The sequence below is a fragment of the Mangrovibacter sp. MFB070 genome (assembly GCF_000705335.1).
Classification (GTDB): domain Bacteria; phylum Pseudomonadota; class Gammaproteobacteria; order Enterobacterales; family Enterobacteriaceae; genus Mangrovibacter; species Mangrovibacter plantisponsor.
On sequence record NZ_JJMI01000025.1, the window covers coordinates 501,836 to 516,602 of the forward strand.

The following is a 14,767-nucleotide window of genomic DNA, read 5'->3' on the forward strand; positions in this document are numbered from 1 at the left end:
GCCCATCCACCCGGATGGGCCTTTTTATCTGCCAGAATTAATGGCGGTGTGCCCCGGCTGCGATGCTTGCGATATCCGCCGGTGTGGTACGGCAACAGCCACCAATTAACCGGGCACCACTTGCCAGCCAGTCTGGTAAATAGTGAGCCAGTTGGTGGCAGGCTTCACCACTGTGATGCCAGGTTTTGGTCACTGCGTCGTATTGTTCGCCTGAATTGGGGTACACCACCAGTGGCAACGCAGTCAGCTCATGAAGCGTAGTTAACGCAGCCGTGGTTTTCTCCAGCGCAATGCAGTTCACTCCCACCGCAATAACCTGCGGGTAATCTTTCAGGAAGCTCACCACTGTTGCCAGCGGCGTACCATCACTCAAGTGCTCGCTGTCACGCAGCGTAAATGAGAACCAGGCGGGCAGCGCAGGAAACTCCTCTGCCAGTAATCCAACTAATGCCTGGGTTTCAGCAAAAGAAGGCTGGGTTTCACAGGCCAGCAGATCCACACCACCTTCAACCAAAGCCGCAATACGCGGGCGGTGAAAATCCTGGAACTCCACAGCTGTACGCTGGTAATCACCACGGTACTCAGAACCGTCTGCCAGAAAAGCACCATAGGGGCCAACAGAACCGGCCACCAGTAACGCCGGGGAGCCGGAGTGTTCTGCCAGGTAATCCTCACGCGCCTGGCAAGCGAGGCGTGCACTTTGGGTAATTAATTCCAGAGACTGACCATGGCTGATGCCGCGAGCAGCAAACCCGGCAGGTGTTGCCTGGTAACTGGCTGTAATGGCAACCTGTGCCCCGGCACGGAAATAATCCAGGTGGACCTGGTAAATCAGTTGTGGGTTTTCCAGCAGAACTTTCGCCGACCAGAGGCTGTCTGTCAGGTTGCATCCCCGGCTTTCCAGTTCCGTTGCCATTGCGCCGTCCAGCACTAAAAAAGAGCTGTGTTGCAACGCGTGTTGTACGGGATCAATCAGTGACATGTTCCACCTCCGGTTGGTTACGTTTTGCCAAATACTGTGTGAGGTAATAAACGCCGTAGCACAGGGCAACAAACGGCAGCCCGCACCATAATGCAATGCGCTGCTCCGGGTCAAACGCCAGGCCAACACAAGCTAACAGACACAAAACAAACCCTAACACCGGTGTCACCGGGAACCAGGGAGCGCGGTAATGTAATTCACTTAACGCCCGCCCGGCGGCAATATGCTGGCGGCGGAACACATAATGCGCAGCACAAATACTCAGCCACACTGCCACCACAGCAAACCCGGAAATCGCCGAAAGTGCCACGTACACGGTGTCGGGAGCCACCACGCTGGAAAACAACGCCAGCACACCGCCCAGCATACTGACAGATAATGCAGTGAGCGGAACACCACGGCGGGTCAGGCGAGAGAAACAGGCCGGTAGCGTGCGTTCACGGGACAACGACCACAGCATGCGCCCGGAGGCATACAACCCGGAATTAGCGGCAGAGAGAATCGCCGTGAGGATGACGAAGTTAAAGATATCCGCAGCCCCCGGTATTCCGACTTTCTCAAACACCAGCACAAACGGGCTTTTCACCACACCAGCCTGGTCCGCAGGGATTAATGCCGCCAGCACAAAAACAGTACCAATAAAAAAGATGATCAACCGGGCAATTGTGGTGCGAATGGCAACCGGAATCACTTTTTGCGGGTTTTCTGTTTCACCTGCTGCAATACCAATTAACTCGGTACCGGAAAACGCGAAGTTCACCGCAACCATCGTCATCAAAATGGGCAAACCACCGTGAGGGAACCAGCCACTGTCGGTAATATTGTGCAGCAACGGAGCCGGTGAACCGTCTTTCATTGGCAGGAAACCGAAGATGGCCGCCGCACCCAGCACAATAAACGCCACAATGGTGATAACTTTAATAATTGAGAACCAGAACTCCCCTTCGGCAAAGAAGCGGGTAGATACCACGTTCAGGCCGAAGATCAGCACACAGAAAACCAGGCACCACACCCAGACTGGCACCTGTGGGAACCAGTACTGCATACAAAAACCGGCCGCGGTAAAACTCGACCCTAATGCAACAGTCCAGGTAAGCCAGTACAGCCAGGCGACAGTATACCCTGTTGCCGGGCCAAGGTAGCGTGCTGAGTACACATGGAATGCCCCCGTTTCCGGCATGGCGACAGAAAGCTCACCCAGGCACTGCATCACCAGCCAGACAACCAGTGCGCCTATCAAATACGCCAGTAACGTGCCCAGAGCACCGGTAGTGGAAATAATATAGCCCGTATTAAAAAACAGCCCGGTACCAATCACGCCCCCTAAAGAGAGCATAATCAGGTGGCGGGTTTTCATGGTGCGCTTAAGCTGCCCTTCTTCCTGCTGCCGGGCTGCGTGCGATGTGGTGGAGTCCTGCATATTACCTTCTGAACGTATAGACGTCTAAACTTCCGAATGGCATCTGTTATACCGTTATGGCGGGTAAAATGCAAAAAACAATTTACAAAACAATACAGAAGGCAGGGAGTTTGGCCAGGCTCCCATTCAATAGCCCCATAAGTTTTACCAGAGTGCACTGGCATGCATACCAGTGCACTCAACAGGTTACCCAGGTCTTCGCGTGCGTTACTGCACTTTTTTCAGTAACGCGGCAGCCACAGCTTCTGAACTTGCAGGGTTCTGGCCAGTAATCAGGTTGCCATCTTCCACAACATACGGCATCCAGTCCGGGCCTTTAGAATAATGAGCACCCGCTGCGATAAACTCATCTTCAATCAGGAAAGGAACCACATGAGTTAATTCAACAGCGTCTTCTTCACTATTAGTAAAGCCTGTGACATTACGCCCTTTAATCAGCAGCTCACCCTGGTTATTTTTCACATGGCGCAATACACCTGGTGCGTGGCACACAAACGCAACTGGCTTCCCGGCACGGTTGAACGACTCAATCAGTTCAATGGATGTGCTGGATTCAGCCAGATCCCATAACGGCCCGTGACCGCCTGGATAAAACACGGTGTCAAAATCCTCTTGCGATACCGTCTCCAGTTTGACTGTATTCGCCAGCGCATTCTGGGCAACTTTATCGGTTTTGAAACGTGCCGTTAGCGCAGTCTGGAAGTCAGGCAAATCACTTTTTGGATCCAGCGGCGGCTGGCCTCCAGCAGGTGAAGCCAGTACCACTTCAGCGCCTGCATCCTTAAAGACATAATAAGGGGCAGCAAATTCTTCCAGCCAAAACCCGGTTTTCTTACCCGTGTTACCTAATGCGGAATGTGAAGTCAGAACCATTAAAATTTTCATGTTTACTCCTGAATATGGACAGTACAGATGGTTTAATTTTTTAGAAATGCTTCGGCGGCAATTACCTTGTCCTGGTAAGGTGCGCGAAGACGAAGATTAGAGTGCCCGGCACTCTCCTGAACAACGACCGGTTTGGCATGGCTGAAACGCCGGAAACCATGCACACCGTGATAAGCGCCAGTACCAGATGCCCCCACGCCACCAAATGGCAGGCTGTCTATAGATGCATGGGTCATCACATCGTTGATAACCAGAGCACCAGACGTTGTGTGTGACCGCAGCTGTTTCTGGCGTTCAGCATCATGGCCAAAGTAATACACTGCCAGTGGACGCGGGCCTGCATTGATATAACGGATAGCCTCACTGACATCGGCAGCATAAGTTTTCACCGGGAGCAGTGGGCCGAAAATCTCCTCCTGCATCACCAGCATCTCTTCCGTTACATCAAGAATAATATGGGGTGCGATTTTCCTGCTCTGGTTATCGAAAGCAGGCTCATTACCCGGTGCCAGGCTAATTACCCGGGCACCTTTGCTCCGCGCATCTTCAAGCAAGTTCACAAGACGTAAGAAATGCCGTTCGTTAATGACAGAGGTGTAGTCTTCATTGCTTTGCAGTGTCGGGAAAGTTTTGCCAACAAATGCCTGTGCTGCCGCCACAAATGCTGATTCCAGCTGTTCCGGGAGCAACACATAATCCGGCGAGATACAAATTTGCCCGGCATTGAATGTTTTTATGGTTAACGTGCGTTCGGCTGCAACGACAGGGTCGGCATCAACGTCAACCACCACAGGAGACTTGCCGCCCAACTCCAGTGTGACAGGCACCAGGTTCTCTGCCGCGGCGCGCATCACATGGCGGCCAACAGCCGTGCTACCGGTAAAGACCAGGTGGTCGAAGGGCAAACGGCTGAATGCCTGCCCGGTATCCGCATCGCCCAGGACCACAGTTAACTCATTTGGCGAAAAATAACGGGGCACCAATTCTGCAAGCAGTTCCGACGTTCTGGGGGTTAGCTCAGACGGTTTCAGCATGGCGGTATTACCTGCGGCGAAAACACCGGCAAGTGGGCCAAAAGCCAGGTTAATAGGGAAATTCCACGGGCTGATTATCCCAACAACGCCTAATGGTTGCGGCTCGGTCCATGCCTGCATGCCGTCAACAGGAACCGCGGCAACCTCCGGTTGCATCCACTGCTCCAGATTTTCGGCGGAATGGGTAAGCATATTGATTGTGGTTATCAGGTCTGCCGCCATAGTCTGGTACCCACTGCGATGGCCAAAATCGTCGCTGATGGCTGTTGTCAGCCTGGCATAGTTTTCACGTATCAGGTTGGCGCTGCGCATTAACCGGTCACGTCGTACCTGGGCAGTAGCAGGCCCGTGTTGCAGATGAAACGCCTTCATGCTGCGAAGAATGGCCGACAAATCCTGGAGTTGTTGTTGAGGCGTCATATTAGTTACCTGTCCCGTCGTCTTGATTATTGATTGCGGTCAGCTTAAAGATTCTGGCGTTCAGGTGGTAACAACGCTATTTTCACAGGGGTATAAATAAATTTATGGGTGAGCTGTGTCTTTAATACGATTGCGTACATTTATGGAAGTTTACCGCCAGCACTCCATTTCTGCGGCGGCCCGCGCACTGAACCTGACACAACCTGCTGTGTCGCAACATATCAGTGGGCTGGAAGTCGCAATAGGCAGGCCGTTGTTTGAACGGCAATCTCAGGGCGTTGTCCCGACAGCAACCGCTGACGACTTAGCGGCAGATATCGGCGATAAACTCGACGCCGCAGAGTCGGCACTGGCCTCTGCCAGGGCGCGCTCTATGGATGTCTCCGGTACATTACAAATTATTGGCCACTCAGACTTTGTGGCTGAAAAGCTGGCAGACGTTCTCCTGCCATTACTCCAGAGTGGGATCCGGGTACATCTGCATACCGGAGATGGTCCGATGGTTACGCAAATGGTGTTAGAAGGGCACTGTGACCTGGGTATCACCGCACACCCGGTTACCGATACACGCTTAAAAAGCGAAGTCATTTTCACAGACAAAATTATTGCTGTCGCTTCGCCAGAGATTGCCGCCCGCCTGAACCAAAGCAACAACTTTGCTCACGACTTACTCAAGGAACCGCTTCTGGCTTACAACCTTGAGTTGTCGCTGATTAAAGAGTGGCTGGATAAAAATAAGATCCCCTGTTCAGCCCTGCTCCCTGCTGTAGTGGGAAAAGATTTACGCGGGCAACGCACTCTGCTGTGCAAAGGTTTCGGCTGGACAGCCATGCCCGGCTTTTTATGCCGCGCCGAGATTTCACAAGGGAAACTCTGCCAATTGCTGGCGCCAGTCAGTAACACAGAGATTCGCTATAGCCTGATCTGGCTACCCAGTGCATTACGCAAACCACGCCTGGCGCACGCACGGCAAACGCTGCTACAAATATTAAACGGCCACGAGTGAAATCACTCGCCGTGGCAGGCAGGTAGCCAGTACCACCAACCAATGCAGGTTTACGCAATTTGTGCCAGAAAGCCGGGCACAAATGGTATTATCACAGCAATGTACTAAACCTGCCCACAGGCACAAACTTAACCTCCGGGGACAACCAATGAACCAGGCCATTCCGCTCAAGTTTTATGACATCACAGATGAGTATTCGACAGAAACTGAACAGGCAGTCAGCGAGGCTGAACGCGACGCGCTGGCGCACTATTTCCAGTTGCTGATTACCCGTTTAATGAATAACGAAGAAATTAGCGAACAGGCTCAGGCAGACATGGCAACCGAAGCCGGTATTAATGCACAACGTATTGATGAAATTGCCAATTTCCTCAACCAATGGGGTAATGAATAACAAACTATAAAACATGCTGCACAGGCTATCCCCCCTGTGCAGTTATCCTGTTCAGGCCAAAGAGCCAGCCACAAAACCCTATTAATTCTTTATCTGGCCTGGGAAAGTACCACATAGCCAGATAACGAATTCACACACGTCCAACTCATCCGGGCTGCGTTACTTCTACTTCTGCTTGTCGCTGCATCCATGGCTGTGCAGTGCAACAGGATTTGATATTTATCAACAACCCACCGCAATTCTCTTTCTGACGCTGGACATCCTGCGCCACCATTCTTATAAATACAATTGATTATCATTTGCATTTATTCTTTTGCAAATGAACACATAGCAAAAAGATGAAATATCAATATGTTGAAAAATAACTCAGTTCTGGATCTTACCCCCTGGTTTGCCCGGGCAGGCGGGCAACCATTTGAAGACCGGAGTGCAACCATGCCCTGGCGCGGTTCTGCACCGGTCGCCAAAGAGAAAGTACATGAAAGCTGGCAACGCCTGATAAACCACCCTGCACCGCCACGTAAGCGGCTGGTTTATCAGCATATTCCTTTCTGTGCAACACACTGTACCTTCTGTGGTTTTTACCAGAACCGTTACAATGAACAGCTCTGTGCGCACTACACCGAGCGCTTATTGCAGGAAATTGAGCAGGATGCAGACAGCGCATTGTGTCAGTCGGCACCTGTTCATGGCGTTTACTTTGGAGGAGGCACACCTTCTGCACTGGCTGCGGGTGATCTGGCACGTATCATTACCACCCTGCGTGAGCGGTTACCGCTGGCACCAGATTGTGAAATTACCATTGAAGGGCGGGTACTGAATTTCGATGATAATCGAATAGACGCTTGTCTGGATGCCGGTGCAAACCGTTTTTCCATTGGGATTCAGTCTTTTAACAGTAAAATTCGCAAAAAAATGGCTCGTACTGCCAGTGGCCCGGAAGCCGTTGCCTTTATGGAAAACCTTGTTCGCCGGGATAAGGCCGCTATTGTCTGTGACTTAATGTTCGGCCTGCCCGGGCAGGATGCTGATAACTGGGGGCAAGACCTGGCTATAGCCCGGGATATCGGGCTGGATGGTGTTGACCTCTATGCGCTTAACCTGTTTGCCGATACCCCGCTGGGCAAAGCAGTTGCCAATGGGCGCACTCAGGTAGCATCACCTGCAGAGCGACGCGACCGTTACCTGCAGGGTTGTGATTTTATGCAACAGGCTGGCTGGCGCTGTATCAGCAACAGCCACTGGGCAGGCACTCCCCGGGAGCGCAATATCTACAACCTGCTGATAAAACAGGGCGCAGATTGTCTGGCATTTGGTGCCGGGGCGGGTGGCTCGGTGAACGGCTGGTCATGGATGAACCAGCGCAATCTGGATGCCTGGCATGGCATGGTTGCAGCCCACGCAAAGCCAGTCATGGTGATGATGCGCCCAATGGAAGCCAGTTACCAATGGCGGCATCAGCTCCAGGCTGCAGTAGAAACCGCACGTATCCCGCTGCCAGAACTGACGGCTCACGCCAGTGAACTGGCACCATTATTACAACAGTGGCATCTCGCCGGGCTAACGCAGGATGCCTCAACCTGCATCCGGCTCACAAACGAAGGGCGTTTTTGGGCAAGCAATATCCTGCAAGCACTACAGGCTCTCCTCCCACAGTTAAATACCCAAACAACAGCCAATGAACAACCCGCACGGAGTGGTTTATGAGTCTCAATACATTAACGCAGTTTCTGGCAACTCAGCCAGAAGGCACACTGGAGTCCATTGCCAGCCAGTACAACACATCGCTCAGGGAGGTTATCAGCCATCTTCCCGGCGCGGTTATCGTACCAGGCAGCCATTTTGATAATATCTGGTCACAAGCTGGTGAATGGGGCACCGTTACCCTGCTGGTACATACCGAAGATGTTATTCTTGAATTTTCAGGGGTTCTGCCTTCAGGATTTCACCGCCAGGGGTATTTTAACCTGCGCGGCAAACAAGGTGTTTCAGGGCATATTCGGGCTGATAATTGCCACCACATAGCCTTTATTGAACGCCGTTTTATGGGTATGGATACAGCCTCAATCCTGTTTCTCAATAGTACGGGAAACGCGATGTTCAAAATCTTTATTGGCCGGGACGAGCACAAACAGCTATTACCCGCCCAGCTCAATGCCTTTCGGGCCCTGGCCCAGGCACTGAATGCCTGAAACCTGAAAACCACATTTCTGTTGTTCAATAGTACCCGACGACACTCACTGTAGCCGGGTACTGCTCTGTTATGTAAGTCTTTTCCACCGAAGCTCCCACAGCACCACGATGCAACCAACCGCAATGAGAATAATCCAATTACTGTATTGCATATGATAATCATAATTATTATCATTCACAAAAAATAACAATACGCGCGAATATTCAGACTGGCCCTTACCCATTGGCGGGGTTACTGGAAGGAAGGCGTGAGCCGGATACTAATAAATGCTAAGGCTTACAAAACATTATGTATAAATCGCAATTTTTTCCGCACAGTTTCCGGAAAAGCATGCTGGCGACATCGCTACTCGCAGCGCTGTACCACACCTCTGTTCTGGCAGCAGACACCGGTACAGCTACAACCAACGCCACAGAGACAAAACAAGATACCGCTGAAAAAATGGTAGTAACCGCTCCCGCGCCGGCGCAAAAAGCGGGCAGCACTCATTCCGTCAGTGCTCAGGAATTGCAGAATAAAGGCGCAAATGACTTTGGCTCTGTAATGCGCTATGAACCCTTAATCAGCGCAACAGGTGCCAGTGGTGGTTCCGGTAATGGTAAAAGCGGTTTCGACCGCGGCGGCTATACTGGCTACAACATTCGGGGTCTGGAGAGTAACCGTGTTGGTATCGATGTGGACGGGATCCCCCAACCTGATGCCACCGGGCGCAGTTATGTTAGCCGCGCCGGGCTGAATACCTTTGGCATTGGCCGCGACTATATCGACCCTTACATGTACGGCAGTGTCGATATTGAATCCGGAGCAACAGCAACCGACCAGGCGAATACCTCAATTGGTGGAAATGTCTCCTTCCGGCCAAAATCCGCAGATGATTACCTGCATCCTGGCAAAGAAACCTATTTCGGTTACCAAAGTGATTATGACTCAGCAGACCGGAGCTGGCACAACGGGATAACCAGCGCCGCAGGGGATGACAACCTGCGTGGCGTGTTTGTTTACAGCCGCCGCGATGGGCAAGAAACACGCAATAACAGCGGAACACTCAGTGCTTACCCGGCTAACTGGTATTCCGATGCCATGATGGCATCGGGAATTTGGCAACCTAACGACCAGCACAAATTTACCGGTACGCTGGATTACTACCATAAAACCAATCATACCCACTACGATGCCTGGAACAGCAGTGGCAGTTCCGTGATTGGCACCGCAGCCCAGACCAGCGAAACTCGCCGTTGGGGCCTCAGCCTGAAAGATGACTGGACACCAATGAATGACTGGCTGGACAGCATGTCCACCAAAGTTTATTACCAGCACACTGAAGCCCATGACAACACTTACATGCCAGACAGTGTCACCGCCACCATGGAGACGGTAAATTCCAACTATGATACCGACACATGGGGGATCCAGAACGCGCTGGCAAAAACCATTGGCCGCCACGACCTGAGTGCCGGATTTAATGCCAGCACCACGCAAACCAAACGCCCGTTCAGCCAGAATCCGTTGCCCAGTGTTTACAGTGAGATAATGCAACCTGAAGCCGACAGCCGTAGCTACACGCTGGGCGCGTTCATGCAGGATCAAATCAACTTCACTCCAGACGGGCACCATTTTGCCATTATTCCTGGCGTGCGCGTGGTTCATCAGTCAATCAAGCCAGAAAACCTCTCCAGCCTGACCAGCAACAGCACAGTGCTGGATGAATCAGAAGTGGCTGCTTTATATGGCAAAAACTCAGACACCCAGTTACTGCCGTCACTGACATTCCAGTACGACATCACTCCGCGCCTGATGACTTACCTGCAATATAAACGAGGTGCTGAGTTCCCGAACGCCAGCCAGTTGTACGGCTCATGGAATATGGGTTCCAGCTACGCAGGCAGCCAGCAATATGCACTGGTGGGGAATACTGATTTAAAAACTGAAACCAGTAATAACTTCGAACTGGGCCTGAAAGGCGAAGTGACTGAAGGCGTCACTCTGCATACTGCCATGTTCTATAACAGCTATAAAAACTTTATCGCTTATACCCGTTACACCCGCTCAGGTAATGCAGCCAAATTCACTAATGTACCGTCCAACATCTATACCATTTACCAGGCTGAGAACCGCGATAAAGCTTATATATGGGGCGGGGAAATTAGCGCAAAAATTAACTATGGCACCTGGTTTGAGCAAGTGGATGGCCTGAGCACCACGCTGGCACTGGGTTACACCGAAGGGAAATCCAAATCCAGCTACCTGGGCGACAAATATGTAGACCTGGACAGCGTAGCGCCAATGAAAGCAGTGATTGGTGTGGCATGGGACGACCCGGCAAAACGTTACGGTACAGCCCTTACAGCCACTTTTGTGAAAGGCAAACGCGCAACGGCCACCAACCGGGAGTCTTACACCAACACCGGCTCAGCGATTACCAGCGCCAGCAGCGAATATATGCGGGTGCCGGGTTATGGCCTGCTTGACTGGACCGCGTGGTGGAAAGTGGCAGAGCACGTCAAAATCCGTGGCGGGGTCTATAACATCACAGACCGTAAATACTGGGATTACCTGAGCAGCAGAACCATTGAGGAATCAACCGCACAGGATGCTTACGACAAAGCATTAGCCGTGATGCCCGGGCGTACCTGGCAATTGGGCGTGAACGTGGATTTCTAATTCCATCACCATTATTTCAACTTTATTCGCAGGGGATCCTGCCCCCCGGTATCGCTGCCGGGGGTGTTTACTTTCACACAGAGAACAAAAATATGCCTGCATTACTGACACCCGATTTCGCTGCCATCTGGCAGGAATATCAGGCAATAAAAAGCCATGAGCCGGGGAAATACGCCCGGGATATCGCCAGTACGCTGTCTGTCAGCGAAGCTGAACTCGCCTGTGCCCGTGTGGGGCACGATGCCGTGCGCCTGTGTGGTGAAATCGCCGATATCATCGCAGCGCTGGAAACCGTTGGTGAAACAAAATGTATTTGCCGCAATACCTGGGCCGTTCACGAGCAACTGGGCAGTTTTACCAACCAGCGTATCGGTGAGCATGCCGGTTTAGTGCTTAACCCACGCGCCCTGGATTTACGCCTGTTTTTGAACCACTGGGCCAGTGTTTTCCTCCTGCGTGAACAGGGGCCGCACGGGGTACGCCAGAGTATTCAATTTTTTGATGCACAGGGCGATGCCATTTTAAAAGTCTGGGCCACGGCACAAACCCGCATGGTGGAATGGAGCGCACTGGTAGCCCGTTTTACAGCACCGGAACCCATGGCGTTGACCATCAGCGCAGCAGAAACCGCACAGTACGCACAACAAGCCGATGGCGTGGCGGTGGACCAGGAATGGCGTGCGCTCACAGATGTGCATCAGTTCTTTGGCCTGCTGAAAAAACACCGGGTTTCACGCCAGCAGGCTTTTCGTCTGGTGGGAAATGATCTCGCCTGCCAGGTCAGCAATACTGCCCTGCCTGCTTTGCTGGAAACCGTTTTACAGCAAGGGAACGAAATTATGATTTTTGTCGGTAACCGCGGGTGCGTGCAAATTTTCACCGGGAAACTCGAAAAGCTGGCACCGATGAAAGGCTGGTTCAACATCTTCAATGAACGCTTCACGCTACACCTGGATAATGCCGCAATTGCAGAAAGCTGGGTTACGCGCAAACCCACCGCGGATGGGCATGTCACCAGTCTGGAGCTGTTTGCTGAAGATGGCACACAAATCGCGCAGTTGTATGGTCAGCGCAGTGAGGGGGAACCAGAACAGGCGCTGTGGCGTGAGCAAGTGGACGCACTGTGCAAGGCAGGAACTGTGGTATGAAAAAATATCTGTTGTTATTGATGGTTGTGCCTTTTTGGGTGTTATCTGCCACTCCCCGGGTGATTACGCTGGGCGGAGACATTACCGAAATAGCCTGGGCACTGGGTGCGCAGGCTGAACTGGTTGGGCGAGATACCACCAGCACCTGGCCTGGGGCGGCGAACAAACTGCCGGATGTCGGTTATGTCCGGCAGTTGAATACCGAAGGTATTTTGTCACTTCACCCAACGCTGGTGCTGGCAGGAAGCCAGGCACAACCATCATCGGTCTTGAATACCGTCGCGGAAAACCATGTCAGGGTCGTCACTGTTCCCGGCGATAACACACTGTCTGCTATCGACCAGAAAATTGCTGTGGTAGCCGCCGCACTGGGGAAAACCGCTCCGGGCGAAAAATTACGCCAGCATCTGGCTGCTGAAATTGCCGCGCTGCCCACAGCTCCGCTAAACAAACGGGTACTGTTTTTATTGAGCCACGGAGGTATGGGAACCCAGGTCGCAGGGCAGGAAACTGCGGCAGACAGCGCCATTCGTGCCGCTGGCCTGCAAAATGCCATGCAGGGTTTCACCCACTACCGTGGTTTGTCTCAGGAAGGGATTATTGCCAGCAAACCAGACTTAATTGTTATTTCCGCTGATGGCCTGAAAAGCCTGGGGGGTGAAGCCGGTTTGTGGAAACTCCCGGGTCTGGCGGAAACCCCCGCAGGGCGTAATAAACAAGTTCTGTTCGTCGATGATATGGCACTACTCGGTTTCAGCCTGCGTACCCCGCAGGCACTGCTGGCGTTGCGCCATAAAGCGGAGCAACTCCCGTGAACCAACGGGCTGTGGCCTGGGCATTGTGGGGAATGGTATTGCTGCTGGTGGGGCTGACACTGTTTGCCACCACGCAGGGTGCAATGTCATTACCCTTAAGGCAGTTATGGCAACCAGGCGCTGGGGCTCTGCGCCAAATATGGCTGACCGTGCGCCTTCCGCGAGTGCTTATGGCTTTACTCCTTGGTGCAGCACTGGCCGCCTCTGGCTGCGTGATGCAGGGGTTATTTCGCAACCCGTTGGCCGACCCGGGGTTGTTGGGAATTAGCAGCGGTAGCGCGCTCGCTGTTGCCTGCTGGCTGGTTTTACCCCTGCCCGTTCCTGCCTGGATAGCACTATGGATGCCTGTCGTGGCAGCATTTATCGGTAGTCTGGCCGTTATGCTGGTCATTTTCCTCCTTAGCCAGGCTCAGGATAATGCGATGTCGCGTTTGCTGCTGGTCGGGCTTGCCATTAATGCACTGTGTGGCGCAGCTGTCGGCCTGTTGTCCTGGGTAAGCAGCGACTCGCAACTACGCCAGCTCTCCCAGTGGGGCATGGGCAGTCTCGGCCAGGCTCAATGGGCAAACCTGGCAGTGGCTGCCGTATTTATTGTGCCGTCGGCCATTGTTATCAGTCTGGCCCGTCGCCAACTGGACTTACTGCAACTGGGAGAAGAAGAAGCCCACTACCTGGGTGTCAATGTGCCGCAGTTGCAACGAATACTTCTGATTTCCAGTGCCTTATTAGTGGCGGCCTCTGTGGCTGTCAGCGGTATTATTGGGTTTATTGGACTGGTTATACCGCACTTGATACGAATGTGGCTGGGGCCGAACCACCGGGCTCTGGTGCCGGGTTCACTCCTTGCCGGGGCAATGCTGTTGCTGGTTGCCGATACGGCCGCTCGCACACTGGTGGCTCCGGCGGAAATGCCGGTTGGGCTGATTACCTGCCTGCTGGGAGCCCCCTGGTTTTTATGGCTTATTTTTCGCCAGAGGAGCACGGGCCGTGAGTGGTAGCTTAATTGCGAAAAACCTGCGCATACAGCGGGAAGCACGCTGGCTGGTTGATGATATTTCACTGGAGCTCAAGCCCGGGGAACGAGTGGCATTAATCGGCCCAAACGGAGCCGGAAAATCAACACTATTGCGCCTGCTTACCGGTTATCTGCCAGCAGAACACGGTGAGTTACTGTTAGCAGGCCAGCCGCTTTCTGGCTGGCCTGCACAAGCGCTTTCCCGTCAGCGGGCAGTTATGTTGCAACATACCCGAGGGCTGGCAAACTGGCCGGTGGCGGCGGTGGTGGCGATGGGGCGTGCGCCCTGGGGGCCACGACATGAACACAGCATAGTGCAGCAAGTGCTGGCGCTTACCGGTTGCGATACGTTTGCCAACCGGCTGTGTGGCACATTATCGGGTGGTGAACAACAGCGTGTGCAACTGGCTCGTTGCCTGGCACAACTGTGGAATAATGGTGCGCCACAAGGCTGGTTGTTCCTTGATGAACCGACGTCAGCCCTGGATCTACGCCATCAGCAGCACCTGATGCGCCTGCTGAAAACCCTCACTTCGGGGGCGAACTTGCATGTTTTCACGGTACTTCACGACCTGAACCTGGCTGCGTTGTGGGCCAGCAGGGTGTTGTTGATGCACCAGGGGAAGCTGGTCGCAGAGGGGAAACCAGAGGCTGTTATTCAGGCACCAATAATTAACCGCTGGTATGGCGCAGAGGTCCTGGTGGGTGAACATCCAAAAGAAGGTGCTCCGCAGGTATTTCTGTGTTCTTGACATCCTCCCCGCCCTAAAGGACGGGGTTTTACGGCGCATCT

13 protein-coding genes are annotated in these 14,767 nt (G+C 53.0%); 9 read left to right on the forward strand and 4 right to left on the reverse strand.

Annotated features, from left to right (window positions below; all coding sequences use genetic code 11):
- Positions 1 to 37: 37 nt before the first annotated feature.
- The 4 genes from mmuM to DT73_RS14545 form a co-directional block, all read right to left on the reverse strand.
- The gene (gene mmuM / locus DT73_RS14530) at positions 38 to 982 is read right to left on the reverse strand and encodes a homocysteine S-methyltransferase (protein ID WP_036110270.1); all 945 of its coding nucleotides are present in this window, start codon (positions 980 to 982) and stop codon (positions 38 to 40) included.
- The gene (gene mmuP / locus DT73_RS14535; RefSeq protein WP_036110274.1) at positions 969 to 2,402 is read right to left on the reverse strand and encodes an S-methylmethionine permease; all 1,434 of its coding nucleotides are present in this window, start codon (positions 2,400 to 2,402) and stop codon (positions 969 to 971) included. Before mmuP ends, mmuM begins: the two co-directional genes overlap by 14 nt.
- Positions 2,403 to 2,609: 207 nt before the next feature.
- Positions 2,610 to 3,287 (reverse strand): type 1 glutamine amidotransferase domain-containing protein, encoded by a 678-nt coding sequence (locus tag DT73_RS14540; protein ID WP_036110277.1) that lies wholly within the window; start codon positions 3,285 to 3,287, stop codon positions 2,610 to 2,612.
- Positions 3,288 to 3,319: 32 nt separating this feature from the next.
- Positions 3,320 to 4,768 carry a coniferyl aldehyde dehydrogenase gene (locus DT73_RS14545; protein WP_255358362.1) on the reverse strand — a complete coding sequence of 483 codons (1,449 nt, stop codon included), beginning with the start codon at positions 4,766 to 4,768 and terminating at the stop codon, positions 3,320 to 3,322.
- An 88-nt stretch (positions 4,769 to 4,856) separates the two neighbouring features.
- Between DT73_RS14545 and DT73_RS14550 the strand changes: the two genes are divergently transcribed.
- The 9 genes from DT73_RS14550 to DT73_RS14590 all read left to right on the forward strand — a co-directional run bounded on the left by DT73_RS14550 (position 4,857) and on the right by DT73_RS14590 (position 14,726).
- Complete coding sequence (locus DT73_RS14550; protein ID WP_036110283.1) at positions 4,857 to 5,747, forward strand: LysR family transcriptional regulator; 891 nt, start codon at positions 4,857 to 4,859, stop codon at positions 5,745 to 5,747.
- A 148-nt stretch (positions 5,748 to 5,895) separates the two neighbouring features.
- Positions 5,896 to 6,141: a DUF2543 family protein gene (locus DT73_RS14555; RefSeq protein ID WP_036110284.1), complete on the forward strand. Its 246-nt coding sequence runs from the start codon at positions 5,896 to 5,898 to the stop codon at positions 6,139 to 6,141.
- Positions 6,142 to 6,495: 354 nt separating this feature from the next.
- On the forward strand, positions 6,496 to 7,848 hold the full coding sequence (hutW, locus tag DT73_RS14560) for a heme anaerobic degradation radical SAM methyltransferase ChuW/HutW (RefSeq protein ID WP_152552531.1): 1,353 nt from the start codon (positions 6,496 to 6,498) through the stop codon (positions 7,846 to 7,848).
- On the forward strand, positions 7,845 to 8,333 hold the full coding sequence (gene hutX / locus DT73_RS14565) for a heme utilization cystosolic carrier protein HutX (protein WP_036110291.1): 489 nt from the start codon (positions 7,845 to 7,847) through the stop codon (positions 8,331 to 8,333). The genes hutW and hutX overlap by 4 nt, the downstream gene beginning before the upstream one ends.
- A 290-nt stretch (positions 8,334 to 8,623) precedes the next feature.
- Positions 8,624 to 10,996 carry a TonB-dependent receptor domain-containing protein gene (locus tag DT73_RS14570; RefSeq protein ID WP_036110293.1) on the forward strand — a complete coding sequence of 791 codons (2,373 nt, stop codon included), beginning with the start codon at positions 8,624 to 8,626 and terminating at the stop codon, positions 10,994 to 10,996.
- Positions 10,997 to 11,088: 92 nt separating this feature from the next.
- A complete protein-coding gene (locus DT73_RS14575; protein WP_036110296.1) occupies positions 11,089 to 12,144 on the forward strand; it encodes a hemin-degrading factor in 1,056 nt (351 codons plus the stop codon).
- Complete coding sequence (locus tag DT73_RS14580; protein ID WP_036110298.1) at positions 12,141 to 12,959, forward strand: hemin ABC transporter substrate-binding protein; 819 nt, start codon at positions 12,141 to 12,143, stop codon at positions 12,957 to 12,959. Before DT73_RS14575 ends, DT73_RS14580 begins: the two co-directional genes overlap by 4 nt.
- Positions 12,960 to 12,991: 32 nt before the next feature.
- On the forward strand, positions 12,992 to 13,957 hold the full coding sequence (locus tag DT73_RS14585; RefSeq protein WP_036110841.1) for an iron ABC transporter permease: 966 nt from the start codon (positions 12,992 to 12,994) through the stop codon (positions 13,955 to 13,957).
- Complete coding sequence (locus tag DT73_RS14590; protein WP_036110300.1) at positions 13,947 to 14,726, forward strand: heme ABC transporter ATP-binding protein; 780 nt, start codon at positions 13,947 to 13,949, stop codon at positions 14,724 to 14,726. Before DT73_RS14585 ends, DT73_RS14590 begins: the two co-directional genes overlap by 11 nt.
- The last annotated feature ends 41 nt before the right edge of the window (positions 14,727 to 14,767 follow it).

Bases quoted from the DNA above. Each gene is read 5' to 3' on its own strand.
- mmuM (WP_036110270.1), bottom strand. From the start codon at position 982: ATGTCACTGATTGATCCCGTACAACACGCGTTGCAACACAGCTCTTTT.
- mmuP (WP_036110274.1), bottom strand. From the start codon at position 2,402: ATGCAGGACTCCACCACATCGCACGCAGCCCGGCAGCAGGAAGAAGGG.
- DT73_RS14540 (WP_036110277.1), bottom strand. From the start codon at position 3,287: ATGAAAATTTTAATGGTTCTGACTTCACATTCCGCATTAGGTAACACG.
- DT73_RS14555 (WP_036110284.1), top strand. From the start codon at position 5,896: ATGAACCAGGCCATTCCGCTCAAGTTTTATGACATCACAGATGAGTAT.
- hutX (WP_036110291.1), top strand. From the start codon at position 7,845: ATGAGTCTCAATACATTAACGCAGTTTCTGGCAACTCAGCCAGAAGGC.
- DT73_RS14570 (WP_036110293.1), top strand. From the start codon at position 8,624: ATGTATAAATCGCAATTTTTTCCGCACAGTTTCCGGAAAAGCATGCTG.
- DT73_RS14575 (WP_036110296.1), top strand. From the start codon at position 11,089: ATGCCTGCATTACTGACACCCGATTTCGCTGCCATCTGGCAGGAATAT.
- DT73_RS14580 (WP_036110298.1), top strand. From the start codon at position 12,141: ATGAAAAAATATCTGTTGTTATTGATGGTTGTGCCTTTTTGGGTGTTA.
- DT73_RS14585 (WP_036110841.1), top strand. From the start codon at position 12,992: ATGGTATTGCTGCTGGTGGGGCTGACACTGTTTGCCACCACGCAGGGT.